General features: G+C 60.9%; 23 protein-coding genes. 8 read left to right on the top strand and 15 right to left on the bottom strand.

The window, feature by feature from the left end:
• Positions 1-360: 360 nt before the first annotated feature.
• Complete coding sequence (locus HJC00_RS07535; RefSeq protein ID WP_210629949.1) at positions 361-624, top strand: hypothetical protein; 264 nt, start codon at positions 361-363, stop codon at positions 622-624.
• Between the two features lie 74 nt (positions 625-698).
• On the opposite strand, the gene serA is transcribed toward HJC00_RS07535, so the two are convergent.
• From serA to ybgC, 14 genes are all read right to left on the bottom strand, one after another.
• Entirely contained in the window at positions 699-2294 is a 1596-nt protein-coding gene (gene serA, locus HJC00_RS07530; protein ID WP_210629948.1) for a phosphoglycerate dehydrogenase, read from the bottom strand.
• A gap of 85 nt (positions 2295-2379) precedes the next feature.
• Complete coding sequence (locus HJC00_RS07525) at positions 2380-3558, bottom strand: phosphoserine transaminase (RefSeq protein ID WP_210629947.1); 1179 nt, start codon at positions 3556-3558, stop codon at positions 2380-2382.
• A 189-nt stretch (positions 3559-3747) separates the two neighbouring features.
• Positions 3748-4584 (bottom strand): outer membrane protein, encoded by an 837-nt coding sequence (locus tag HJC00_RS07520; protein WP_210629946.1) that lies wholly within the window; start codon positions 4582-4584, stop codon positions 3748-3750.
• A gap of 259 nt (positions 4585-4843) precedes the next feature.
• Complete coding sequence (gene glmM / locus HJC00_RS07515; RefSeq protein WP_210629945.1) at positions 4844-6196, bottom strand: phosphoglucosamine mutase; 1353 nt, start codon at positions 6194-6196, stop codon at positions 4844-4846.
• Between the two features lie 242 nt (positions 6197-6438).
• On the bottom strand, positions 6439-8370 hold the full coding sequence (gene ftsH, locus HJC00_RS07510; RefSeq protein WP_210629944.1) for an ATP-dependent zinc metalloprotease FtsH: 1932 nt from the start codon (positions 8368-8370) through the stop codon (positions 6439-6441).
• A gap of 98 nt (positions 8371-8468) precedes the next feature.
• Positions 8469-9929 (bottom strand): tRNA lysidine(34) synthetase TilS, encoded by a 1461-nt coding sequence (tilS, locus tag HJC00_RS07505; RefSeq protein WP_221163816.1) that lies wholly within the window; start codon positions 9927-9929, stop codon positions 8469-8471.
• A gap of 11 nt (positions 9930-9940) precedes the next feature.
• Entirely contained in the window at positions 9941-10924 is a 984-nt protein-coding gene (gene ybgF, locus HJC00_RS07500) for a tol-pal system protein YbgF (RefSeq protein ID WP_221146462.1), read from the bottom strand.
• A gap of 159 nt (positions 10925-11083) precedes the next feature.
• Positions 11084-11620, bottom strand: a complete 537-nt coding sequence (pal, locus tag HJC00_RS07495; protein ID WP_210629941.1) for a peptidoglycan-associated lipoprotein Pal — start codon at positions 11618-11620, stop codon at positions 11084-11086.
• Between the two features lie 152 nt (positions 11621-11772).
• Complete coding sequence (gene tolB, locus HJC00_RS07490; protein ID WP_221146461.1) at positions 11773-13083, bottom strand: Tol-Pal system beta propeller repeat protein TolB; 1311 nt, start codon at positions 13081-13083, stop codon at positions 11773-11775.
• A 20-nt stretch (positions 13084-13103) separates the two neighbouring features.
• Positions 13104-13517, bottom strand: coding sequence for a hypothetical protein (locus HJC00_RS07485; protein ID WP_221146460.1), 414 nt, complete (start codon positions 13515-13517; stop codon positions 13104-13106).
• On the bottom strand, positions 13518-14657 hold the full coding sequence (locus HJC00_RS07480; protein WP_221146459.1) for a cell envelope integrity protein TolA: 1140 nt from the start codon (positions 14655-14657) through the stop codon (positions 13518-13520). It abuts the gene before it with no gap.
• Between the two features lie 8 nt (positions 14658-14665).
• Positions 14666-15121 carry a protein TolR gene (gene tolR / locus HJC00_RS07475; protein WP_008536277.1) on the bottom strand — a complete coding sequence of 152 codons (456 nt, stop codon included), beginning with the start codon at positions 15119-15121 and terminating at the stop codon, positions 14666-14668.
• Positions 15122-15139: 18 nt separating this feature from the next.
• Positions 15140-15859 carry a protein TolQ gene (tolQ, locus tag HJC00_RS07470; RefSeq protein WP_004671617.1) on the bottom strand — a complete coding sequence of 240 codons (720 nt, stop codon included), beginning with the start codon at positions 15857-15859 and terminating at the stop codon, positions 15140-15142.
• Positions 15860-16224: 365 nt separating this feature from the next.
• Positions 16225-16680, bottom strand: a complete 456-nt coding sequence (ybgC, locus tag HJC00_RS07465; protein WP_210629937.1) for a tol-pal system-associated acyl-CoA thioesterase — start codon at positions 16678-16680, stop codon at positions 16225-16227.
• 163 nt (positions 16681-16843) lie between these two features.
• Between ybgC and HJC00_RS07460 the strand changes: the two genes are divergently transcribed.
• From HJC00_RS07460 to HJC00_RS07435, 6 genes are all read left to right on the top strand, one after another.
• Positions 16844-18064 (top strand): NAD-dependent epimerase/dehydratase family protein, encoded by a 1221-nt coding sequence (locus HJC00_RS07460; protein WP_210629936.1) that lies wholly within the window; start codon positions 16844-16846, stop codon positions 18062-18064.
• Positions 18065-18266: 202 nt separating this feature from the next.
• On the top strand, positions 18267-19091 hold the full coding sequence (locus HJC00_RS07455) for a glycosyltransferase (protein ID WP_210629935.1): 825 nt from the start codon (positions 18267-18269) through the stop codon (positions 19089-19091).
• Positions 19088-19984: an NAD(P)-dependent oxidoreductase gene (locus HJC00_RS07450; RefSeq protein ID WP_221163815.1), complete on the top strand. Its 897-nt coding sequence runs from the start codon at positions 19088-19090 to the stop codon at positions 19982-19984. Before HJC00_RS07455 ends, HJC00_RS07450 begins: the two co-directional genes overlap by 4 nt.
• A gap of 155 nt (positions 19985-20139) precedes the next feature.
• Complete coding sequence (locus HJC00_RS07445; RefSeq protein WP_210629933.1) at positions 20140-20727, top strand: 5-formyltetrahydrofolate cyclo-ligase; 588 nt, start codon at positions 20140-20142, stop codon at positions 20725-20727.
• 3 nt (positions 20728-20730) lie between these two features.
• Positions 20731-21555 (top strand): TIGR00282 family metallophosphoesterase, encoded by an 825-nt coding sequence (locus tag HJC00_RS07440; protein WP_088677967.1) that lies wholly within the window; start codon positions 20731-20733, stop codon positions 21553-21555.
• Positions 21556-21655: 100 nt separating this feature from the next.
• Entirely contained in the window at positions 21656-22501 is an 846-nt protein-coding gene (locus tag HJC00_RS07435; RefSeq protein WP_210629932.1) for an MBL fold metallo-hydrolase, read from the top strand.
• 37 nt (positions 22502-22538) lie between these two features.
• On the opposite strand, the gene HJC00_RS07430 is transcribed toward HJC00_RS07435, so the two are convergent.
• Complete coding sequence (locus HJC00_RS07430; protein WP_210629931.1) at positions 22539-23042, bottom strand: pyridoxamine 5'-phosphate oxidase family protein; 504 nt, start codon at positions 23040-23042, stop codon at positions 22539-22541.
• Between the two features lie 141 nt (positions 23043-23183).
• Between HJC00_RS07430 and HJC00_RS07425 the strand changes: the two genes are divergently transcribed.
• Positions 23184-23930 (top strand): YebC/PmpR family DNA-binding transcriptional regulator, encoded by a 747-nt coding sequence (locus tag HJC00_RS07425; RefSeq protein WP_210629930.1) that lies wholly within the window; start codon positions 23184-23186, stop codon positions 23928-23930.
• Positions 23931-23964: the final 34 nt, after the last annotated feature.

The following is a 23964-nucleotide window of genomic DNA, read 5'->3' as shown; positions in this document are numbered from 1 at the left end:
AAGGGGCGGCGGCGGACAGCTCGCGATCGCGTGAGAAAGCAAGCGCGGCTGAAGCCACGCCTTGGAAGCGGGGGGTACTGCTCAGGCGCCGATCAGCTTGTTGCAGGCGAATGCGATGCCTGGATTGGCGATGACGACAGCCGCCAGCGCCAGTCCGATTATCGAGAATGAATAGTGTTTCATGTCATCCTCCTTCAGCCCATGCGAATTACGCAGCTCCCGGCCGCCATTCTCAAAATAACGAATGCCTGACCGGCACAACTGCAAACAGTGAAAAAAATAATTTCGCCCTATGGAACTATTCTGCCGGATACGCGTTGCCGAAGATCAATGTCGCAATCGAATGCTGCGGAGGGTTTCATGGCCAGGTTCGGCACGACGACGGATTACACCAGGATCAGAGACTGGATCGAAGCGCGCGGCGGCCATCCCGCCCGCATAAAGGACGCGCGTGACAGCGAAACCGTCCGCGTCGATTTCTCCTCCGAGCCACTGGAAGAGATTTCCTGGGACGAGTTCTTCCAGGGTTTCGACGGCAGCAGGCTCGCCTTCCTCCACCGCACGAAGGCGCAGGACGAAGCCGCCCGTCTCGGCAGGATCGTCCGGCGGCGTCGGCACCGTTGAAACCTGTTCCTGACGCAGCAAAGCCCGGTGCCGTTTCCTGCGCCGGGCTCTTGTTTTCCTTGGAGGAAGGAAACTCAGTCGATATTGAAGGTCAGCAGCTTTGCCTGGCGGATCGCCTGGTGCGCCGTCAACTGCGTGAGCACGCCATCATCCACCTCGCCGTCGACATAGAGCAGCGCAATTGCGTCGCCACCCTGCTTGTCGCGGCCGAGCTGGAAGTTGGCGATATTGACACCGGCAGTGCCGAGCGTCGTGCCGATGAAGCCAATCATGCCGGGGACGTCGGTATTGGTGATGTAGATCATGTGCGAACCGACATCGGCATCAAGGTTAATGCCCTTGATCTGAATGAAGCGCGGCTTGCCATCCGAAAACACCGTGCCGGCGACGGAGCGCGTCATGCTTTCGGTCGTCACCGTCAGCTTGATATAGCCATCGAAGACGCCCGTCTTGTCGCGCTTGACCTCGGAAAGCACGATGCCCTTTTCCTTGATCATGATCGGCGCGGAAACCATGTTGACGTCGGCGACCTGCGAGCGGATCAGGCCCGCAAGAACCGCGCTCGTCAGCGCCCGCGTGTTCATATTGGCGGTCACACCATCATAGAGGATTTCGATTTCCTTGATCGGCTCCTCGGTGACCTGCCCGACGAAGGCGCCGAGAACGTCCGCAAGACGGATGAAGGGCTTCAGGATCGGCGCTTCCTCAGCCGTGATCGACGGCATGTTGATGGCGTTGGAGACCGCGCCGTTGACAAGGTAGTCCGACATTTGTTCGGCAACCTGCAGCGCGACATTTTCCTGCGCCTCGGTCGTCGAAGCGCCGAGATGCGGCGTGCAAACGACGTTCGGCAGACCGAACAGCGGGCTTTCCTTGGCGGGCTCGACTTCGAAGACGTCGAAGGCGGCACCGGCGACGTGGCCGGACTTGATGGCTTCGGCAAGTGCCGCTTCATCGACCAGGCCACCGCGGGCGCAATTGATGATGCGCACGCCGGGCTTCGTCTTTGCCAGCGCTTCCTTGTTGAGGATGCCGCGCGTCTTGTCGGTCATCGGCACGTGCAGTGTGATGAAATCGGCGCGGGCGAAAAGCTCGTCGAGTTCGACTTTGGTGACGCCCATCTCCTCCGCGCGCTCCTTGGAAAGGAACGGATCATAGGCGACGACATGCATCTTCAGACCGATGGCGCGGGAGCAGACGATCGAGCCGATATTGCCGGCGCCGATGACGCCGAGCGTCTTGCCGGTGATCTCGACGCCCATGAATTTCGACTTCTCCCATTTGCCGGCCTGCGTCGAGGCATCGGCGGCCGGAAGCTGGCGGGCGACGGCGAGCATCAGGGCGATGGCGTGTTCGGCGGTCGTGATCGAATTGCCGAAAGGCGTGTTCATGACGATGATGCCGCGGCGCGAGGCGGCCGGGATATCGACATTGTCGACGCCGATGCCGGCGCGGCCGACAACCTTGAGGTTCTTCGCCCCTTCGATGATCTTTTCCGTCACCTTGGTGGCTGAGCGGATGGCCAGACCATCATATTTGCCGATGACTGCGAGCAAACGGTCCTTGTCCTTGCCGAGCTGCGGTTCGAAATCGACTTCGACGCCGCGGTCGCGGAAGATCTGGACGGCGGTTTCCGACAATTCGTCGGATACGAGAACGCGAGGTGCCATTGTGGCCTCCTTCAAAAGTGTTCAGCGATGAATGAAAATGGAATGCTGGGCTCCGCCGGATGTGGCGAAGCCGGACGCGATCACGTCAGGCGGCGGCCTGAGCAAGCTGCGCCTTCTGCGTTTCGAAGGCCCAGGAAAGCCAGGGCATCAGCTTCTGCATGTCGGACGCCTCGATCGTGGCGCCGGCCCAGATGCGCAGGCCCGACGGCGCGTCGCGGTAATGACCGATGTCATAGGCGACACCTTCCTTTTCCAGGAGGCCGACGAGGCCTTTGGCGAAATTCGCCTGGCCGTCGTCATCGAGCGCCGTGATGTCCTTGTCGACGATCTTCAGGCAGACGGAGGTGTTGGAGGCCGTTTCCGCCTTGACGGCGAGATTGGCGATCCAGTCGTTTGCCGCGACGAAATCGTGGATGACCTTGGCATTGGCATCGGCACGAGCGATCAGGCTCTGAAGACCGCCGAGCTCCTTGGCCCAAAGCAGCGCATCGATATAGTCCTCGACGCAGAGCATCGACGGCGTGTTGATCGTCTCGCCCTGGAAGATGCCTTCCGTCAGCTTGCCGCCCGAGGTCATGCGGAAGATCTTCGGCAGCGGCCAGACCGGCGTGTAGGTGGTGAGACGCTCGACGGCACGCGGCGAGAGAATGATGACGCCGTGGGCCCCTTCGCCGCCCAGCACCTTCTGCCAGGAGAAGGTGACGACGTCGAGCTTGGCGAAATCGAGCTCCTGGGCAAAAGCGGCCGAGGTGGCGTCGCAGATCGTCAGACCCTTGCGGTCGGCAGGAATGAAATCGGCATTCGGGACGCGCACGCCCGAGGTCGTGCCGTTCCAGGTGAAGACGACGTCGCGGTCGAAATCGACGGCGGAAAGATCGGGAAGCTCGCCGTAACCCGCTTCGAGCTTGCGCACATCCTTGAGCTTCAGCTGCTTGACCACATCGGTTACCCAGCCGGCGCCGAAGCTTTCCCAGGCGAGCATGTCGACGCCGCGTTCGCCGAGCAGCGACCAGAGCGCCATTTCGACGGCGCCGGTGTCGGAGGCCGGAACGATGCCGATGCGGTAATCCGCCGGCACTTCGAGAATTTCACGGGTAAGGTCGATGGCCTGCTTGAGCTTGGCCTTGCCGACCTTCGCACGATGCGAACGGCCGAGGGCCGCGTCGGAAAGGGCTTCGAGCGACCAACCGGGGCGCTTCGAGCAGGGGCCAGAAGAAAAATGGGTATTGTGCGGACGGATGTCCGGCTTTGCGGTCTTCGCCATGATGCTATCCTCTCAGATAGAAAGCCCTTCGTTGGGGAAGGGTGTCCCGCCGCCGTGTGTATGGATCGGAAGCTTCATAGTCAAGATCGAAGTGTCGCAAGCTGTAGATATTTTGACGCAGGCAGGGTGGCGAAAAATGAAAAAGCCGCCCGGAGCGGGGGCGGCTTCTGATGCGATGGCTTGAGAGGCTTACTTGTAGACCGGCTGCTGCAGCGGGATTGCCGGCGGCTCGTAGGCGACCGGCTGAGCGCATCCGCCAAAGAGGTAGCGGCCACCGACGCGGACTTCATGGGCGCTGAGGCCCCTGTCGCGGCCCGGACCGCCATTTTCGGCATAGCCGAACATGTTGCCGCCATCGATATGCAGGTATCGGTAGCCGACATCGGCCTTGAAGTTGCAGGTGACGTCGACCGAGGCGCCGGCCATGAGGGCGTAGGTGAAGCGCCAGTTGCCCTTGCCGCCGTGGGTGACCTCGTCGTCGCAGAAGCTGCCGTCATCGGCGCAGGCGACATTGCGCAGGTTTTTCCACTTGACGTAGGAGCCGCCGATACCGGCGCCGACATACGGCGTCACATAGCCGTAGGTGCCGAGATCGACATAGGCGTTGGCCAGCAGCGTATAGGCGGTCAGCGAAGAGCGGTCGCGCGAGGTGCAATCCACCAGCGGGAAGCCGCACTGCCCGGATGTCGAGCCATTGAAATCCGCCTGGGTGAGATAGTCGAAGGTCAGATCGGTGCGCAGATAGCTGTTGATCTGATAACCGACACCGCCGCCAACCGTCCATGCGTCGTCGACATCGGCGTCGTCGAAATCGACCTCCGTGGCGTTGCTGCCTTGGAAATAGCGCGCGCCGCGCAGATCGGTGAAGGCATAACCGACGTCGCCGCGCAGATACCAGCCGGTCGCTTCGGCAACCGCCACCTCCGGCGGCTGTTCAGGGATGGGTTCGGCAGGGGCGAGATCCGCGGAATAGGCGTTTGTCGCTATCAACAATGCTGCGAGGATGCCGGACAAGCTTCTCTTCATGGATTTCACTCCAAAATCCCGTTGCGTCGGCAGGCTCAGTCGCTGCCAATCTGATACGCTTGGCATGGATAATGAATTGAAAACGTTAAAAGCTGCTTAACCACGCTTATTTACTTTGATTTCAAGCATCGAAGTCGCATGAAACAGAAGATCGACTGCGTCGGAAAATGGTTTGAGCAGAGATACATGCCGCCGACGTGCACAACAAAAAAGCCGGCGCTCACGCACCGGCCCTTTGATTATCTGTTCACACAGAGTGTCAGGCAGCGGTCCGGACATTCGAGATCATCCCGATCAGCTCGTTGACGATGCGCTCGATCTGAGTGCGGTCGTCGCCCTCGGCCATGACGCGGATCAACGGCTCGGTGCCCGAAGGCCGGATGACGAGGCGGCCGTTTCTGGCGAGCTCGGCTTCGGCATCGGCAATCGCCTTCTGTACCTGAATATCCTCCAGCGGCTTGCCGCCGCTGATGCGGACATTGCGCAGGAGCTGCGGCACCGGCTCGAAGCGCCGGCAGACTTCGCTGACGGTGCGGCCGGTGCGCTTGACCGCGGCAAGGATCTGCAGCGCTGCGACCAGACCGTCGCCTGTCGTACCGTAATCCGAAAGCACGATGTGTCCCGATTGCTCGCCGCCGACATTGTAATTGTGCTGGCGCATATGCTCGACAACGTAGCGGTCGCCGACCTTTGTGCGGGCAAGCGCCATGCCGCGTTCGTCGAGGAAACGCTCGAGGCCGAGATTGGACATGACAGTGGCGACGATACCGTTGCCGCGCAGCTGCTGGCTCTCGGCCCAGCTCTCGGCGATGACGGCCATCAGCTGGTCGCCGTCAACGATCGAACCGTTCTCGTCGATAATGATGACGCGGTCCGCGTCGCCGTCGAGCGCGATACCGATATCGGCCCGAACCTCATCGACTTTCTTCTGCAATGCGACGGGACTGGTGGAACCGCAATTGAGATTGATATTGGTGCCGTTCGGTTCGTTGCCGATGGTAACGACATCGGCGCCGAGCTCCCAGAGCACGGCGGGCGCCACCTTGTAGGCAGCACCATTGGCGCAATCGATCGCGACCCTCAGCCCTTGCAGCGTCACGTCGCGCGGCAGTGTGCGCTTGGCATGTTCGATATAACGATCATGCACGCCGTCGACGCGTTTGGCGCGGCCGATATCGTCGGACTTGGCAAGCTGCGCGTTCAGATCCTTTTCGAGCAGGTCCTCGATCTCGGCTTCGATGTCGTCCGAAAGCTTGTAGCCGTCGGGGCCGAACAGTTTGATGCCGTTATCTTCATAAGGATTGTGCGAAGCGGAGATCATCACGCCGATATCGCAGCGCAGCGAACGCGTCAGCATGGCGACGGCAGGCGTCGGAATCGGGCCGAGAATGAAGGCGTCGAGGCCCGCAGCCGTGAAGCCTGCCACCATGGCGTTCTCAAGCATATAGCCGGAAAGGCGCGTATCCTTGCCGATGACAACGCGATGACGGTGGTTGCCCCGGCGGAAGATCGTGCCGGCGGCGATGCCGACCCGCATGGCGAGATCCGGCGTCATCGGGAAGACGTTGGATTGACCGCGAATACCGTCCGTACCGAAATAGCGTCTTTTCATCTGCACTCCTGCGCTTTGGCGCGCCATTCTAGGCAGCGCATCGTTCCAAGCAAATCCGGCTTCAGTGGATTGTCGTCAGTCCAGGAGCGTGATTCATGCTTGCTTCTCTTCAGCGGAATGCCACAAATTGCGGCAATCGGCACGTAAATTAGCGAGAAAAATGATTATATCCCGTTACCAATAAAAAAGGCCGGATCTCCCATAGCGGAAATCCGGCCTGTTTTCGAGATGCTGTCACAGCTTCAATGCGGCTGCGGTTCGAGACCGGCTTCGGGCTCATCACCCTTGGTGGCAGGCCGCACGCCGGCCTTCGGAACGGCCGATCCACGGCTCGGCGGCGAATCGTCGCCGAGATCGCGGGAGGGCTTCTCACCGCGGATCAGCGCCTTGATCTCATCACCGGTCAAGGTCTCGTATTCGAGCAGACCTTCGGCAAGGGCGACGAATTCGTCGTGCTTTTCCGTGAGGATCGTTCGGGCCTGCGAATAGGCTTCGTCGATCAGGCGGCGCACTTCATTGTCGATCTTCTGCGCGGTCGCTTCCGAAACATTCTTCGACTGCGAAACCGAGTGACCGAGGAAGACTTCCTGCTGATTCTCGCCATAAGCGACCTGACCGAGCTGATCGGAGAAGCCCCACTGCGTGACCATGGCGCGGGCAAGCTTGGTGGCCTGCTCGATGTCTGAAGACGCGCCTGAAGTGATGTTCTCCTTGCCGAAGGTGAGTTCCTCGGCGACACGGCCGCCCATCATGATGCAGAGGCGCGAGACCATCCATTTGTAGCTCATCGAGTAGCGATCGCCCTCGGGAAGCTGCATGACCATGCCGAGCGCACGGCCGCGCGGAATGATCGTCGCCTTGTGCAGCGGATCGGCAACAGCGACGTTAAGCGCGGTGATGGCGTGGCCGGCCTCGTGATAGGCGGTGAGCTTCTTCTCCGCTTCGGTCATTGCCGAGGAACGGCGCTCGGCGCCCATCATGATCTTGTCCTTGGCGTCCTCGAACTCCTGCATGGTGACGACACGCTTGTTGCGGCGGGCAGCCATGAGGGCGGCTTCATTGACGAGGTTCATCAGATCGGCACCGGAGAAACCGGGTGTGCCGCGGGCAAGAACCTTGAGATCGACATTCGGCGCCAGCGGAACGTTGCGGGCATGCACTTTGAGGATGCGCTCCCGGCCGACGATGTCGGGGTTCGGCACCACGACCTGGCGGTCGAAACGGCCGGGACGCAGCAGCGCCGGGTCGAGGACGTCGGGGCGGTTGGTGGCGGCAATCAGGATCACGCCTTCATTCGCCTCGAAACCATCCATCTCGACCAGCAACTGGTTCAGCGTCTGCTCGCGTTCGTCGTTGCCACCGCCGAGACCGGCGCCGCGATGGCGGCCGACGGCATCGATTTCGTCGATGAAGATGATGCAGGGCGCATTCTTCTTCGCCTGCTCGAACATGTCGCGCACGCGGCTTGCACCGACGCCGACGAACATTTCGACGAAGTCGGAACCCGAAATGGTGAAGAAGGGCACGTTGGCTTCGCCGGCGACAGAGCGGGCGAGCAGCGTCTTACCGGTGCCCGGAGGGCCGACCAGCAGCACACCGCGCGGGATCTTGCCACCGAGACGCTGGAACTTCTGCGGATCACGCAGGAATTCAACGATTTCCTCGAGATCCTGCTTGGCCTCGTCGACGCCGGCGACGTCTTCAAAGGTCACCCGGCCATGCGCTTCCGTCAGCAGCTTGGCCTTGGACTTGCCGAAACCCATCGCGCCGCGGGAGCCGCCCTGCATCTGTCGCATGAAAAACAGCCAGACGCCGAGAATGAGAAGCATCGGCAACAGCGTGCCGAGATAGCTCAAAAAACCCGAAGAACCATCCGTTTCTGGACGGGCGGAAACCAGCACATTCTTCTGCTGCAGGCGATCAAGCAGGCTGTCGTCGATGACAGGCGAATAGGTCTGGAAGGTGGAGCCATTTTCAACATAGCTTCCCGAGACACGGTTGCCCGTGACCACGACTTCCTTCACACGGCCCGCATCAACCTCACGCAGAAACTGCGAATAAGGGATATCGCGGGAACCCGTCTGCGCCGGCGCCGTCTGAAACATGCTGAAAAGGGCGATCAGCAGAAGCGCGATGATCGCCCACAATGCGAAATTACGTAAGTTAGGGTTCATTGAACTCCCCAGCACTGCAACAGCCGCCTCATGGCGACCGTCTTAATTAGGTTCTAACATAGGGTTGCGCCGCGCTATTGCCAAGGCAATCCCCCAAGTCAGATGGTTTTTCCGTCAATACTTCTTAAAGGCAGCCCCGCATAGGGCGCCATCGCGAAAACCGCCGAAAGCCTGTCGGCAAAGATGAAATCAAATCGTGTCAAAAAGCGGTCGAAGGGTGCGAAATAGGGCGTCAATTCAACCATTGAAGCGGATTCTGGAGATAAATAGGCTCCATCTGAGGATAAGGCGGGCGCCGACTCGATTACGCGTTTCCATGCGGATTTGGGAAGCCCCCTGTCCCGCCCTCCCTCATTCCTGTGCCCGTCACAGGATTCCAGCGCGTCCAAGTCCTTGGGCGCAGAAGACTTGTTACGCATCGATGAGTCATTCGCCGCGCCGACCCGCGGCGGCTGGATTCCTGTGACGGGCACAGGAATGAGGGCGGAGCGCGTGGCCTGAGCTTCCACCCTCATGGTCGTTCGTAGCCGGTTTTCAACACGGAACCTCCCATCCCAAACCCCAGCCTCCCCCGGCCGCAACACCAGCGGCATTATCCCCCGGTTCTCCCGCGCCAGATAAAGCCCATCGCACCTGAGATCGAACACCACTCGGCCGGTGGTCATCCGTCCCGGCTTGCTGCCGGCGGCGAATGCGAGAACACGGTCCATCTGCACCCTGCCCGGCGCGAATGGCTGCCCGCCGAACACGGCTGTCAGGCGGCCGAGCGTATAGTCGAGGACCGCATGGTCCTGCCGCAACCCGTCGGGCATTACCTGCCCAAGCACGCCGCCGTGAAGCTGGAAATGACAATCCAGCCACTCGGCGGCTCGAGACGACAGGGCCAGCCTTTCTTCCCAGACTGCGCGAATATCCGTCTCCGCCGCAGGACCGGCAGACAGCTGCCGGCGCATCCGCACACGCTCGTACTTGGTATCCTCATTGCTCGGATCGTCGATCCACCGCACGCCCCGCGCCCGCAGGAAAGCGCGTATATCTGCCCGCGCGACAAAAAGAAGCGGCCGCAGGATCCAGAGGCGCCGGTCGAAGAGCACGGCGTCGGCGATACCGCTCGAAAGTTGCTCTGTTCGCATCCCGCGCATCCGCAGCGTTTCACGCTGGTCGTCCAGCGTATGGCCGGTGACGATAAGATTGGCGCCGAACGCTTCCGCTGCCTCGGCCAGAAGGCTGTAACGGGCTTCGCGGGCCGCAGCCATGATGCCGGTTTTCGGCTTTTCGCCTTGCCATGTCGAGATAATATGGGGAATGCCGAGGGATGCACAGAGGGCTGCGACCTCTCGCGCCTCGTCTGCGGAGCCGGCGCGTAGCGCGTGGTCGACCGTCGCGGCACAAAGGGAAATTTCAAGATGGGGCGCGGCCTTCACGGCTTCATCGAGGAGGAGAAGCAGGCCGCTGGAATCGCTGCCGCCCGAGATCGCGACGAGAATACGCGCAGGACTTCGAAGCGATGCGAGAAACTGAAGGATTGCCTCTCGAGGCGATGCGGCTTCCGGAGACATTCCGGAAGACCTCAGCAGGCGAGGCGTTTCTGTTCGCTCGCAACCTTGCTTATGACGGCGCGTGACGCCTTGGGATAACGCTTCGAGACTTCGCGCAGGGTCGCGCAGGCCGTCTCTTTATTGTCGAGGGCCGCAAGCGACATGCCGAGCTTCAGCAGCATTTCCGGCGCTTTTTCCGAGCTACCGTATTTCTGATGCGCGTTGAGGAAAGTCTTGGCCGCCTCGTTGTATTTGCCCTGTGAATAAAGCGCCTCGCCGAGCCAGAAATTGGCGTCCGCCGCCCGCGCACTGCTCGGGTAACGGGCGATGTACTGGTTGAATTCCTGCTCGGCCGTGCCGTAATCGCCTGACAATACGTGGCCGTAGGCTGACTTGTACTGATCCGCCTCGTTGCCGAGCGAGGCCGTCTGCTGCGGCGTCCCGCTATTGGGAATCGGGGCGGAACCGATAGTGGCGTTTTCGTCGACGCTTCCGCCGATCGCGTTGCCGTTCTGATCGAAGTCGATCGAGCCGAGCTGCTTCGGAGGCTGGCCGAGGCCGGTATTACTGGGCACATCGGTGGAGGGAGCCGTTTCGGCCCCCTGCGGTGCTTGGATCACCCTGGCGACGTCGTCGCTCCCGGACGCTGCCGGAGCGACATCGGTCTCGCTCTTTTTGACCGGAGCCTTGGCGCCACCGCCGCCGCTACCGGTTTTTTCGAGCTGCTGGAAGCGGAATTCATTGTCTTCCTGCTGCTTGCGGATCGTCTCCTGCATCTGCAGGAGCTGAAAGCTCATCTCCTCGATTCGGCCGTTCAGCTGCCGCATTTGCTCTTCGAGCTGCTGCACACGGATTTCCGCGTCCCCGCTCTGCACCCTGACGACGGGAGGGGCCGGCTGCTGTTCCGCGGATCGGCCGCCAAGATGCAGCCCGAAGAACGAGGCCGAGTAAGCCGCTCGTTCGCTCCCGGTCATAGCCGCCAGGCACAGCATGCCTGCCACGACAAGTTTCTTCATATGTATCGTCCTGTCCCAGTGATTCTTCGCGCCGTGAGGCACGAACAGGAGATTTTTCCAATTGCTGTCAAAAAGCAACGGAGTCTGGCCAAAGTGTGGTCAAAAAGAAAAGGCGGCCCCGGATGGGACCGCCTCCGTAAAACCAATTATAACTGGAAATTACATGCCGGCGCCGCCGAGCACGGTGACCGCGCGGCGGTTCTGCGACCAGCAGGAAATATCGTCGCAGACGGCGACCGGCCGTTCCTTGCCGTAGGAGATCGTCTTCATGCGCTGCGCCGGAACGCCGCGCGAAGCGAGGTAGTCCTTGGTGGCAGCAGCGCGACGGGCGCCAAGGGCGAGGTTATATTCGCGGGTGCCGCGTTCGTCGGCATGGCCTTCAACGGTGATCTGGTAGTTCGGATAACGGCCGAGCCACTGTGCCTGACGGTCGAGCGTCTGAGCGGCATCGGCGCGAATCGACGTGGAGTCGGTATCGAAAAAGATGCGGTCACCGACATTGACCGTGAAGTCCTGGGTCGAGCCCGGCGTCGCGGCGCCTGCGCCGAGACCCATGTCGCCGGCGCTGTTCGGCATGCCGCCGTTCTTCTTGTTCGCGCAGCTTGCAAGCGCGAGACCGGCGACAAGCGCGATCATGACGGGGTTGCGGGCAAAATTCTGCATACGGCTCATTGCCGGGGTATGAATTCGGCTCATGGCCGGTCTCCTTGCGAGTTCATCAGGGTTTCCGGACAGTAACCGCACTCGGTTAACCGCCCCTCAAAGATTATGGTTAACAATTTACTGATTTGTCCCGTGTCGCCCGGTTTCCACGACTTTGAGGCGACATAAAGGCATTGATGCACTCGCTACTCCAGCAGCGGCGACCATGCCGGGTCGGAAGCATAGCTCGGCGTCTTCACCAGCTGCTCGTTATAACCGGTCAGATCAATCGAATAGAGTTGCGGGCCACCCGCGCCTGCCGCCTGGCGGAAGAACATCAGCACACGGCCGTTCGGCGCCCAGGTCGGGCCTTCATTGTGGAAGCCGGACGTCAGGATGCGCTCGCCCGAGCCATCCGGCTTCATCACGCCGATCGAGAACTTGCCGCCGGACTGTTTGGTGAAGGCGATGAGATCCCCGCGCGGCGACCAAACCGGCGTCGAATAGGAGCCGTCCCCGAAGGAAATACGGGTTTGGCCCGAGCCATCGGCGTTCATCACATAGATCTGCGGCTTGCCCCCTCGGTCGCTTTCGAAGCTGATGCGTGCACCGTCAGGCGAATAGGAGGGCGAGGTATCGATCGCCGCCGTCGAGGTCAGCCGCGTCGTCGTGCGCGAGCGCAGGTCCATCGTATAGATGTTGGAATTGCCTTCCTGCTGCAGGCTCATGATCACCTTCTGGCCATCCGGCGAAAAGCGCGGCGAGAAGGTCATTCCGGGGAAGTTGCCGACAACTTCGCGCTGCCCGGTTTCGAGCTGCAGCAGATAGACGCGCGGTTGCTGGTTGGCGAAGGACATGTAGGTGACTTCTTGCCGGCTCGGCGAGAAGCGCGGCGTCAGCACGAGGTCGCTGCCGTCGGTCAGCGTCCGCACGTTGAAACCGTCCTGGTCCATGATTGCGAGCTGCCGCTTACGCTGCTGCTTGGTCCCCGATTCAGAGACGAAGACGACGCGGGTGTCGAAATAGCCTTCCTCACCGGTGATCTGCTTGTAGATTGCGTCGGCGATGATGTGGGCCACACGGCGCCAGTTCTCCGGCTGCGTATAGAACTGCTGCCCGGTCATCTGCTGCCCGGCGAAGGGATCCCAGAGACGGAATTCGGCCCGAAGACGTCCATCGGCCTCCTGCGTCACACGGCCGGTGACCAGCGCCTGGGCGTTGATGACCTTCCAATCTTCAAACCGCGGCGCGGCATCGGGGTTGGAAATCTTCTCAATGAAGGCGCTCTTGTTGATCGGTGCGAAAAGGCCGGAACGCTGCAGGTCGGCGGCGATCACCTGCGAGACCTGCGCACCCATATCGCCCTGCAGGAAGTCCGTCACCGCAATCGGCAGCGGCTGAACGTTGCCTTTTCGAATGTCGAGGGTGACGAGCGCATTGGCCGGCGTCGCAAAGACGGCAGTGGTCGCCAGACCGACTGCGACCAAAATGGCGCGGAAAAAGGAACACTTTGTCATACCAAACAGCCTTTCAGCATCTATGGAATCAGATCGCTGGATTCGAAGTGCAGGACGACTTCCCTCCAGGATTCGTATTTTTCTTTCGGGAGCATGGTGAATGGCGCGGAACGCGGAACAGCGCGGAGAGCCGCAGCCGACAGGCTTTTCCGAGCCGCTTCGGTGCCGCCCGAGGCTGTGACCTTGGGTGAACCAACGATCGCGCCAGCCTTATCGTGCCACAGGTGGATTGTAATCACGACTCCGCCGTCCCTCGCCTGCCCGGGAGGAACATTGAACGAGGAAGCGATTGCGTGCTGCAAATCCCCGGCCGAGTTGTCGGAGATCGACGGATCGACCGGTTGCGCCAACGCTTCAGGTGCACAAGCCAGAACCGTTCCAAACCTGATGGCGGCCGCAATAGACTTGTTGCCATGGGACAGGTCCATCAGCATCTAGATTCCCATGCTGCTTGGATCGAAGTTAAGGTCGAACTCATTCCAAGCGTCATACTTGTCCTTCGGAAGCATCGAGAAGGGTGCGGATTTCATGACGGCTCTGTATGCGCCGCTTTCCAGCGCACGGCGTGTGGCATCGCTGCTGCTGCCGCCCGATGACTCGACTTCCGGCTGGCCGATAATGTTGCCATCCCTGTCGAGCTTCATATGCACCTTGATGACCATGCCAGAAAGGCCTTCCATCCCCGGCGTGACAAGCCAGTTCCCCTCGATCAAGCCGCGCACAGCATCTTCTTCGCTCTGGCTGAGTTTCGAGCCACCATTGCTCTTCTTCGCACCGAGCGATGCCTCCTGCGTCGAGCGCTTGGCGCCGCCAGCGGAAGGATCGGTCTTGTTCAACAAGGCCGAAATCTCGTCAGCATTGAAATCGCTCTTCATCGTCGAGGCCGATTTCGCCACTTCCTGCTTTTTGTCGGCCTTCTTCTTGTCCGTCGGTTTTTCCGCAGCCTTCGGCTCGTCCGCGGGCTTTTCCGGCGGCTTTTCGGCCGTCTTCTGCGGTTCCGGCGGCTTTACCTGCGGCTTGACGACCGGCGTCGGCACCTTGTCCGGCAAAGCTTCCGCATCCGGCTTCGGCGGCTCTTCGGGCTTGGCCTGCTCTTCCGGCGGTTTTTCCTCCGGCTTCGGCGGCGTCACTTCAACGGGCTTCGGCGGCGGAATGGAGGCAACCTCCTTCGGCTGATCGACCTCAGTCTCTTCCTTGTTGACTTCCTTGACATCGTTCGGATTCGGATCGGTCGTCGGCAGTGGCTTCTCGCTCGAATTCGCTGCCGCAGCCTCCGTATTACTCGGCTTGGCGTTCGGCACCGGCGGCGTCTTCAAGTCGACATTGTTGTCGCCGGCGTTTTCGGCAGGCTGCGAGATCGGCGGCCGGCTCGTCGGCACGGGCGCGGACGTCTCCTTCTTCGGAGCCTTCTTGTCGCCTTGCTGCAACTGGGTGATGGATTCCACCGGCACGAGATCGACCGGCATCGCTTCGAAATCCTCGACCTTGAAGGATTCCGGGGCGCTCAAAGACACCATCGCCCAGGTGAGCACCAGGCAATGCAGAACAGCAGATGTGACGACGCTGGTCTTCATCTTGAACGCTATTGGTCCTTCTTCTGCTGCGTCACGAGACCGATATTCTTGAAGCCGGCCCCCTGGATGCGGGCCATCACGTCAGCGATGACGCCATAGGGCGCCGTCGCGTCGCCGCGCACGAAGATGCGTTCGTTATAGCCGGTGGTGGCGATTGCCTCGAGCTTGGCGGCAATCTCCGCTGCCGGGATCGGCGTTTCCTGCAGATAGACTTCGCCGGAGTTCTTGACCGAGATCGTGATCGGCTGCGTCTCGGAATTCAGCGCCTTGGCCTGCGTTTCCGGCAGGTCGATCGGCACGCCGACGGTCATCATCGGTGCGGCGACCATGAAGATGATCAAAAGCACGAGCATGACGTCGACGAGCGGCGTCACGTTGATTTCAGAAATGACGGCCTTATTCCGACCGCCGCGACGGCGGCGTCCGCCGCCCCCGCCGCCATTGCCTCCAACAGCCATACCCATCTGAGAATACTCCGTTGGTTACTGAGCGGCAGCGCGCGGCTGCAGCTTCTCGTCGATCTGGCGCGAAAGTATGGCGGAGAATTCGTCCGCGAAACCTTCCATGCGGGCCGAAAGCTTGCCGGCATCGGCAGAGAACTTGTTGTAGGCGATAACGGCCGGAATAGCGGCGACGAGGCCGATCGCTGTGGCGAGCAGCGCTTCGGCGATACCGGGTGCGACGACCGCGAGGTTCGTCGACTTCGAGCCGGCGATCGCCTGGAATGAGGTCATGATACCGACGACCGTGCCGAAGAGACCGATGAACGGACCGGCCGAACCGATGGTCGCGAGCGATCCCAAACGGGCGCCGAGATATTCGGTTTCGCGGGCGAGCGTCACGTCCATGGCGCGGTCGATACGCATCTGCAGGCCGATCGGCGAGCGCGCACCGCGCTCGAAGGATTTCTTCCATTCGCGCATGGCCGCGACGAAGATCGACGCCAGGCCGGTATTGTTGCGTTCCGACAGCGAGCGGTAGAGTTCTTCCAGCGACTGGCCTGACCAGAAAACCTGTTCGAACTTGTCGAACTGGCGCCGTGCGCGGCCATAGGCCAGATACTTGTCGATGACGATCGCCCACGTCCAGACCGAGGCTGCGATGAGCCCGAGCATGACGAGCTTGACGACGATGCCGGCCTGCATGAAAAGCGACCAGAGGCTGACGTCCGTCGTGGCTGCTGCCAATCCTACTTGTTCCATTGATCCAAAATCCCCGAATCCAAACGCCCGGCGCTGGACCGGGCGGCACAAAATGATCTCGCAAGAAGTGTCCGGCGACCGCCGCCCAAAGCCCTGGTCAAGCTTCCAAGCTCTTCTTCCGCCTTCTTGCCGTCAAATTTGGTCAAAGGAAGGCGTGCACCGCACAAACTCCGACTTTCCCAGTAAGACACTATTATGGTTAATAGATCGTTAGTGCCGGACTATGACAGCAAGCCTGCGTTCGGAAGATTTTGTTCCGTGGATTACTTGACCGGAGCATGGGCCGGCTGCCGAAAGAGCGCTCATCCTGCGGCGCGGGAATTCCTTCACATAAAGTTCAAGTTTTGACAAGGCCTGGTTCGGCACTACAAAGGATGGCTGCCTTCCAGGAATTTTGCCGCCAGCGTTTCCGGCAGCCGCCGTGGCCGCCCCTTGGCGTTGATGACGGCGATGATCACCCTGGCTGCAATCAGCAGGCTTTCGCCTGAACGGATCTGCTGGTTGAGCACCATCTTGGCGCCTCCGGCCTTTTCCGTATGCGTCAGGATCGTCAGCACGTCATCCATGCGCGCGGGGCTCTTGAAATCGATCTCCATGCGATGAACGACGAAGACGAGGCCTTCCTCGTCGGCGCTGACGAGTTCGCGCTGCTCGACACCGAGGCAGCGCAGATAGTCGGTACGGCCGCGCTCGAGGAAGTGCAGGTAGCGGGCGTGATAGACCAGGCCGGAGAAATCCGTATCTTCATAATAGACCCGCTGGACGAGGCGGTGTCCAGCCTCCGTCAGCTCTCCCGAAATGGAAAAAGGGCGTTCCGTCATAATTTTCTCCAAAGTGAGGTGCCCTCTTTGGCGCAACGCTTCGCGGCAGGCAAGCATTGAATGCCCGGCCGGCAGCCATTGAATGCGCCGCCGGCAGGCATTGAATGATTGTCATAATTCCTAACTATTCCCGATAATAAGCGACCGATCAGGAGACGATGCGATGAAGATTGCGGTTATGGGCGGAGACGGTTTCATTGGTTGGCCCACCTCGCTCCACCTTTCCGATGCCGGTCACGATATCCATATTCTCGACAATCTCTCGCGCCGCTGGATCGACACCGAACTCGGCGTTCAGTCGCTCACTCCGATGGATTCGATCCAGGAGCGCACGCGCATCTGGCATGCCGAAACCGGACGCCGTATCCACTTCAATCTGATCGATCTCGCCAAGGATTACGAACTTCTGAAGAAATGGCTTTCGGAACACCGGCCGGATGCCATCATCCATTTCGCCGAACAGCGCGCCGCGCCCTATTCGATGAAGAGCGACCGCCACAAGAACTACACGGTTAACAACAATGTCAGCGCCACGCATAACCTGCTGAACGCGCTGACCGAGCTCAATCTCGACGCCCACCTCATCCATCTCGGCACCATGGGCGTCTATGGCTACTCGACGGTCGGCGCGGCAATCCCTGAAGGCTACCTGCCGGTTGGCATCGAAACGCCGACGGGCGAGACGGTAAGCCAGGAAATTCTCTACCCTTCCAATCCGGGCTCGATCTACCACATGACCAAGTGCCTGGATCAGCTTCTGTTCCAGTTCTACGCCAGGAATGACGGCTTGCGAATCACCGACCTGCATCAGGGCATCGTCTGGGGAACGCATACCGAGCAGACGCGCCGCCACGCTCAGCTGATCAATCGTTTCGATTACGACGGCGATTACGGCACGGTGCTGAACCGTTTCCTCATTCAGGCAGCGATCGATTATCCGCTGACGGTGCATGGCACCGGCGGCCAGACCCGCGCCTTCATCCACATCCAGGATTCCGTGCGCTGCATCGAGCTGGCGCTGAAGAACCCGCCCGCCCGTGGCGCCCGCGTCGAGATCTTCAATCAAATGACGGAAACCCACCGGGTGCGCGACCTCGCCGAGATGATCGCCAGGATGAGCGGCGCCAAGATCGCCTGGCTGCCCAACCCGCGCAAGGAGGCCGCCGAAAACGAGCTGATCGTCCGGAACGAAAAGTTCCTCGACCTTGGCCTCGAACCGACCACGCTGGAAGCCGGGCTGCTGGGCGAAATCGTCGACGTGGCGAAGAAATTCGCCTATCGCGTCGACCGCTCCCGCGTGCCGGCCGTCTCCGCCTGGACCAGGGACATAGCCGCGACGATTGATCACGATCCGGAAGGCAAGCGGCTGAAGTCGGTATCGTGAGTGAGGGCTTACTATTGAAGCCCTGCCAGTCCCACGATCTCCCCCTCATTCCCTTCCTCGGGCTTAGCCCGAGGGACGTCACAGGAATCCAGCGCGCCCAGGTCATTGGGCGCAGGAGAGTCATTCACGGCGCGGACGCGCCGTGGCTGGATTCCTGTGACAGGCACAGGAACGAGGGCGTGGGTGGAAGCGGCCGACGCCGATGACTTCTACCTCGAAACTAGCCTACGTCACCCTCGTCACCAACGCCGACTATGCCATGGGCGCCACCGCCCTCGCCCGCTCCCTGCGCCGCACCGGCACCGGCGCCGATATCGTCGTCCTCCACACCGGCGGCGTTGACGCGGCCGCCCTCGCCCCGCTCAAGACCCTCGACTGTCGCCTGATCCAAGTCGAGCACCTGCCCCTCTCCGATACCTTCAACGAGCGCCACGCCCGTGGCCATCTCCATGCCGCGGCCCCCTTCACCAAAGGCCGCAAGCCGGACTTCCATTCGCCACTCGACAATTTCTGCAAGCTCAGGCTCTGGCAGCTGGTGGAATATGAGCGCTGCGTCTTCATCGACGCCGACGCCCTCGTGCTGAAGAACGTCGACAGGCTCTTCCTCTATCCGGAACTTTCTGCCGCTCCCAACGTCTATGAGAGCCTTGCCGATTTTCGCCGCATGAATTCCGGCGTCTTCGTCGCCACGCCCTCGCGTGAGACATTCCGGCACATGCTCGAACGCCTCGACAGGCCGGAGGCCTTCTGGCGACGCACCGATCAGACCTTTCTTGAGACGTTCTTCCCCGAATGGCACGGCCTGCCGGTTTATTTCAACATGCTGCAATATGTCTGGTTCACCATGCCGGAGCTTTGGGACTGGAAGAGCATTTCGATCCTGCACTACCAGTATGAGAAACCGTGGGAAAAGGATCATTCCAAGGCAAAACAGCTACAACCTTTAATCGATCTATGGCACCGTATACACGAGAGCGGCGATATGCCCGAGATCACGGCGCTGAGAAATCCGGAAGGGACGGCATGAAAGTATTGGTATCCGGGGGAACGGGTCTCGTCGGCCGGTACGTCGTCGAGGAGCTGCTGACCGCCGGCTATCACGTGATTGTCGGCGGGCGCCGGGCGCCGCTGCCGCGCTTCTTCTCCCGCCCGGTCGAATTCACAGCACTCCCCCTCGACCCCGAAAAGGATCAGATCGACGTCTTCGACGACGCTTATTTCTTCGTCCACGCCGCCTTCAGCCATGTTCCCGGCAAATATCGCGGCGGCGAGGGCGACGATCCCAAGAGCTTCCAGAGATTGAACCTCGACGGCACCGTCCGACTTTTCGAAGCGGCCAAACGCGCCGGCACGCGCCGTTGCGTCTTCCTGTCCAGCCGCGCTGCCTATGGCGACCACCCACCGGGAACCGAGCTTGTCGAAACGATGCTGCCAAAGCCGGAGACGCTCTACGGCCAGATCAAATTCGACGCCGAAGGTGCGCTTAGCCATCTCTTGACGCCGGGTTTTGCCGGCGTAAGCCTGAGGGCGACCGGTGTCTATGGCGATCTCACGCCGAACAAATGGGATGGTCTCATCGCCGATTATCTCGCCGGTCGGCCGGTTGCTGCGCGCGCCGGGACGGAGGTTCATGGCCGCGACATCGGCCGCGCGGTGCGACTGATGCTGGAGACGGAAAGCACCCGCATCTCGGGCGAGGTCTTTAACATATCGGACATATCGGTAGACACACGCGACATTCTTGCGCCTATCCGCCGTGAAACGGGCTGTCGTCACGCGTTGCCGCCTCCCGCCGACAAGGCTGCCCTTAATCCGATGAGCACTGCAAAAATCCGCGCTCTCGGCTGGATGCCAGGTGGAGCCCCCTTGTTCGAGGAAACGATGCGGCGGCTGGCGGCTGCCTTGCCGGTGTCGCCGTGACACGAATCTGCGCCGAGTCGATGGACATCCTCGTCTGACGATCGGCAACCGCAGACCGATACGACGTGAAACGGGCGCAGCCCTGTCGCAGCCGGCATTTGCATCGGGTCTCCGGCCGGTTATGCTCGGTCGAACCTCTCAATCCGGCAGATCGTATGACCGCAAAAGAACTGAAAGCGCAGCTGCGCAACGAACGCCTGGCCGCCCGCGATGCCGTCACTCCTGAAGAGCGCACCGCCAAAAGCCTCGCAATGGCCGATCACGCCGGCGAGGCGGTTGCTTTCGAGCCAGGCACCATCATCTCCGGCTTCCTGCCGATCCGATCGGAGGCCGATCTCAGGCCGCTGATGGCGCGCTTTGCAGCACGCGGTGCGCGGCTCTGCGTGCCGGCGATCCTCGACAAGCAGACCATCGTCTTTCGCGAACTGGCGGAAGACGCACCGCTTGTCGCGACCGGGTTCGGCACGGTCGGCCCCACCGAACACGCGGCCGTCCTCGATCCCGAGATCATGCTCGTGCCGCTTTCGGCCTTCGATGTCAGAGGCCATCGCATCGGCTACGGCGCCGGCTACTACGACCGCGCCATCAGCCGGCTAAGAGAGAAAGACCTGCATCCCAAGCTGATCGGCATTGCATTCGACTGCCAGGAAGTGGCACATGTGCCCGACGAGCCGCATGACATAAGCCTGGATGCCATCCTGACAGAAAGCGGCCTTCGCTTTTTTGCCTCTTGGATTGGATAGGGAATGCGGCTGCTTTTTTTGGGTGACATGGTCGGCAAGACGGGACGCACGGCGGTCTGGGACCGGCTACCCGGTCTGATCTCCGACCTCAGGCTCGATTTCGTCGTCGTCAACGGCGAGAATGCCGCCGGCGGTTTCGGCATCACCGAGGACATCTTTCTCGAAACGATCAATGCCGGCGCCGATGTGGTGACGACCGGCAATCACGTATGGGACCAGAAGGAGGCCGTCGCTTTTGCCGGGCGGCATGATCAGTTCCTGCGGCCGGCCAATTATCCGCAAGGCACACCCGGCCGCGGCTCCGGACTTTTCTATGCCAGGAACGGCGCGCGCGTGCTCGTTGCCAATGTCATGGGCCGGGTGTTCATGCATCCGGAGCTCGACGACCCCTTCAAATCGGCCGAAGTGATCCTCGACGCCTGCCCGCTGAAGGAGCAGGCCGATGCGATCATTTTCGATTTCCACGCGGAAGCGACCAGCGAGAAGCAATGTTTCGGACATTTCGTCGATGGCCGCGCCAGCTTCGTCGTCGGCACCCACACTCACGTGCCAACCGCCGACGCGCAGATCCTGAACGGCGGCACCGCCTATATGTCGGATGCCGGCATGTGCGGCGATTACGATTCCTCCCTCGGCATGGACAAGGAGGAGCCGCTCAACCGCTTCATCTCCAAGATGCCGAAGGGCCGCATGGAAGCGGCGAGCGGGCCGGCGACGATCTGCGGCGTCGGCGTGGAGATTTCCGATGCCACCGGACTGGCCGAAAAGATCGCGCCGCTGCGGCTCGGGCCGCGGCTGGCGGAGACGGTACCGGAGTTCTGGAGGTAATCCAGCCGCTCCAACACGCAATTGTGAGCATCGCTGCTCTGGACCGCTGCGACCTCATGACGCATCCTCCGCCGCTAAATGAAAGCGCCGGAGGGGTGGCATGAAGCCGCATTATCTTATCCTCGCTATCACATGCCTGGCGGCCTTCCCCGCATCAGATCCTGCCCAGGCACAGGAGCAGCGCCAGCGAGCCAGCCAGTGCCACGCGATCGCCGAGAAAATGCCCAATGTAACCTTCGCCAGTTTTTCTGGCGTCCCGGCGCTGGTGCCGGCCGTGTCCGAGGGCGAGGATGTTAGATTCACCTATCTCGGCCATTCCACCTTCGAAATCGAGACACCCGGCGGCATCATCATCGCGACGGATTATAATGGCTGGTACAGGCCGGCGACGACGCCCGATGTCGTCACGATGAACAAAGCTCATACGACCCACTTCACCCTAACGCCTGAGCCCGACATCAAGCATGTGCTCCACGGCTGGAGCGACGTGCCGGGCGAGAAGGCCAGCATCAATCTCGTCGTCGGCGATGCCTATATCCGCAATGTTACCACGGACATCCGCTTCAGCTACGGCCTCGGCGGCTCCCAGGCGGATGGAAACTCGATTTTCATCTTCGAAATTGCCGGTCTCTGCATCGGCCATCTCGGCCATCTGCACTACGAGCTGACGGATAGCCATTATACCGAAATCGGCCGCCTTGACGTCGTCATGGTGCCCGTCGACGGCGGCCTGACCATGGGCGCCGACAGCATGAGCCGCGTTATCAAGCGGCTGCGCTCGTCGCTGATCCTGCCGATGCACCGCCGTGGTCCGCCGGTCAATGCCTTCGTCTCCATGTTCGGAAAGGGCTTCGATATCACTTATGCGCCTGATGACAGCCTCACCGTCTCCATGCGCACGCTTCCCAAGAAGCCGCTGATCTATGTGATGAAAGGCGCGCAGTAAAAGCAAAAGCCCGGCGGGTCCCTCCAAACCTTGCTGATCAAGCAAATTGCAGGTGACGTTTGACGCCGACCTCGGGCATCTTGTCGTCATCGAGATTGGCCTTGGCGATCTCCCAACCGAATTTTAGCGTGCTGCCTGTCGAAACCCAGATCTCGGCATCATCGACATGCAGGGAAAGCATGGTAAGTTTCGGGTCCTTCTTGCCGCCGTCATACCATGCCGCCACCATCGAACTCCAATATTCCTCGATCTTGGAAGGGTCGGGGCGTACCTCGATGACGCCGGAAAGGCAGGCGTGATAGTCGTGATCCTTGCCGATGACGCAGAAATGCGCCCGACTGCCGGGTTTGATGGCGCGCACGATGTCGGCGTCGGTCTTGGTGTAGAACCAGATCGTGTTGGTGGTCGGATCGGCATGCGGCGCCATCGGCTGCATGTGCATATCAAGCCCGGAAATTCCGAGCATGCCGGCATGAACATCGTTGACCTGATCCCAAAGCTGACGAGCTGGTTGCTCCCGCGCCTCGCTGAGACTTGCCATGACCGTTCCTTTCCGTTGGGTGGAGTTCGGTTGAAACGTCATCCTCCTGCCTTTGTTCCGAACTGCTTTTTCCTTGAATGGGTGTCGTTTCGCTCTTATAAGGCGGCCCATTCCGAACAATGAGACGTGAACAGGGGTGCCATGGCTGGCCATTCACAGTTTAAAAACATCATGCACCGCAAGGGCCGTCAGGACGCCGTGCGGTCGAAAATGTTCTCCAAGCTTGCGCGCGAAATCACCGTGGCAGCCAAGGCCGGCCTGCCCGACCCGACGATGAACGCCCGTCTTCGCTTGGCGATCCAGAATGCCAAGGCCCAGTCCATGCCGAAGGACAATATCGACCGCGCCATCAAGAAGGCAGCCGGCGCCGACGGCGAAAACTATGATGAAGTCCGCTACGAAGGCTATGGTCCGGGCGGCACGGCGATCATCGTCGAGGCCCTGACTGACAACCGCAACCGCACTGCCTCCAACGTCCGCTCGATCTTTACCAAGGCCGGCGGCGCCCTCGGCGAAACCGGTTCCGTTTCCTTCTCGTTCGACCATGTCGGGGAAATCACCTATAAGCTTTCTGCTGGCGACGCCGACAAGGTGATGGAAGCCGCGATCGAAGCCGGCGCCGATGACGTCGAGACCGACGAGGAAGGCCATTACATTACCTGCGCTTTCGAAGCGCTTGGCGAAGTATCGAGAGCCCTGGAGGCTAGCCTCGGCGAAGCCGAAACCGTCAAGGCTGTCTGGCGCGCCCAGAACAACGTGCCGGTGGACGAGGAAAAAGCCCAGTCGCTGATGAAACTCATCGACTCGCTCGAAGACGACGATGACGTACAGAACGTCTATTCCAACTTCGAGGTCTCGGAAGAGGTTCTGGCGAAGCTTTCAGCCTGAACCTTGCAGCGATCGCCCATAAAAACCCGGCCGC

It is taken from the genome of Rhizobium sp. NLR22b, from assembly GCF_019685295.1.
GTDB lineage: Bacteria > Pseudomonadota > Alphaproteobacteria > Rhizobiales > Rhizobiaceae > Rhizobium.
This window is presented reverse-complemented; position numbering and strand designations above follow the sequence as displayed.

Excerpts from the sequence above, each read along its gene's own strand:
- HJC00_RS07440 (WP_088677967.1), top strand. The coding sequence starts at position 20,731 with ATGCGGCTGCTTTTTTTGGGTGACATGGTCGGCAAGACGGGACGCACG.
- ybgF (WP_221146462.1), bottom strand. The coding sequence starts at position 10,924 with ATGAAGAAACTTGTCGTGGCAGGCATGCTGTGCCTGGCGGCTATGACC.
- tilS (WP_221163816.1), bottom strand. The coding sequence starts at position 9,929 with ATGTCTCCGGAAGCCGCATCGCCTCGAGAGGCAATCCTTCAGTTTCTC.
- HJC00_RS07430 (WP_210629931.1), bottom strand. The coding sequence starts at position 23,042 with ATGGCAAGTCTCAGCGAGGCGCGGGAGCAACCAGCTCGTCAGCTTTGG.
- tolB (WP_221146461.1), bottom strand. The coding sequence starts at position 13,083 with ATGACAAAGTGTTCCTTTTTCCGCGCCATTTTGGTCGCAGTCGGTCTG.
- tolR (WP_008536277.1), bottom strand. The coding sequence starts at position 15,121 with ATGGGTATGGCTGTTGGAGGCAATGGCGGCGGGGGCGGCGGACGCCGC.
- HJC00_RS07535 (WP_210629949.1), top strand. The coding sequence starts at position 361 with ATGGCCAGGTTCGGCACGACGACGGATTACACCAGGATCAGAGACTGG.
- HJC00_RS07525 (WP_210629947.1), bottom strand. The coding sequence starts at position 3,558 with ATGGCGAAGACCGCAAAGCCGGACATCCGTCCGCACAATACCCATTTT.
- HJC00_RS07520 (WP_210629946.1), bottom strand. The coding sequence starts at position 4,584 with ATGAAGAGAAGCTTGTCCGGCATCCTCGCAGCATTGTTGATAGCGACA.
- HJC00_RS07450 (WP_221163815.1), top strand. The coding sequence starts at position 19,088 with ATGAAAGTATTGGTATCCGGGGGAACGGGTCTCGTCGGCCGGTACGTC.
- serA (WP_210629948.1), bottom strand. The coding sequence starts at position 2,294 with ATGGCACCTCGCGTTCTCGTATCCGACGAATTGTCGGAAACCGCCGTC.
- pal (WP_210629941.1), bottom strand. The coding sequence starts at position 11,620 with ATGAGCCGAATTCATACCCCGGCAATGAGCCGTATGCAGAATTTTGCC.
- HJC00_RS07480 (WP_221146459.1), bottom strand. The coding sequence starts at position 14,657 with ATGAAGACCAGCGTCGTCACATCTGCTGTTCTGCATTGCCTGGTGCTC.
- HJC00_RS07425 (WP_210629930.1), top strand. The coding sequence starts at position 23,184 with ATGGCTGGCCATTCACAGTTTAAAAACATCATGCACCGCAAGGGCCGT.
- tolQ (WP_004671617.1), bottom strand. The coding sequence starts at position 15,859 with ATGGAACAAGTAGGATTGGCAGCAGCCACGACGGACGTCAGCCTCTGG.
- ybgC (WP_210629937.1), bottom strand. The coding sequence starts at position 16,680 with ATGACGGAACGCCCTTTTTCCATTTCGGGAGAGCTGACGGAGGCTGGA.
- HJC00_RS07435 (WP_210629932.1), top strand. The coding sequence starts at position 21,656 with ATGAAGCCGCATTATCTTATCCTCGCTATCACATGCCTGGCGGCCTTC.
- HJC00_RS07455 (WP_210629935.1), top strand. The coding sequence starts at position 18,267 with ATGACTTCTACCTCGAAACTAGCCTACGTCACCCTCGTCACCAACGCC.
- HJC00_RS07460 (WP_210629936.1), top strand. The coding sequence starts at position 16,844 with ATGAAGATTGCGGTTATGGGCGGAGACGGTTTCATTGGTTGGCCCACC.
- ftsH (WP_210629944.1), bottom strand. The coding sequence starts at position 8,370 with ATGAACCCTAACTTACGTAATTTCGCATTGTGGGCGATCATCGCGCTT.
- HJC00_RS07485 (WP_221146460.1), bottom strand. The coding sequence starts at position 13,517 with ATGCTGATGGACCTGTCCCATGGCAACAAGTCTATTGCGGCCGCCATC.
- HJC00_RS07445 (WP_210629933.1), top strand. The coding sequence starts at position 20,140 with ATGACCGCAAAAGAACTGAAAGCGCAGCTGCGCAACGAACGCCTGGCC.
- glmM (WP_210629945.1), bottom strand. The coding sequence starts at position 6,196 with ATGAAAAGACGCTATTTCGGTACGGACGGTATTCGCGGTCAATCCAAC.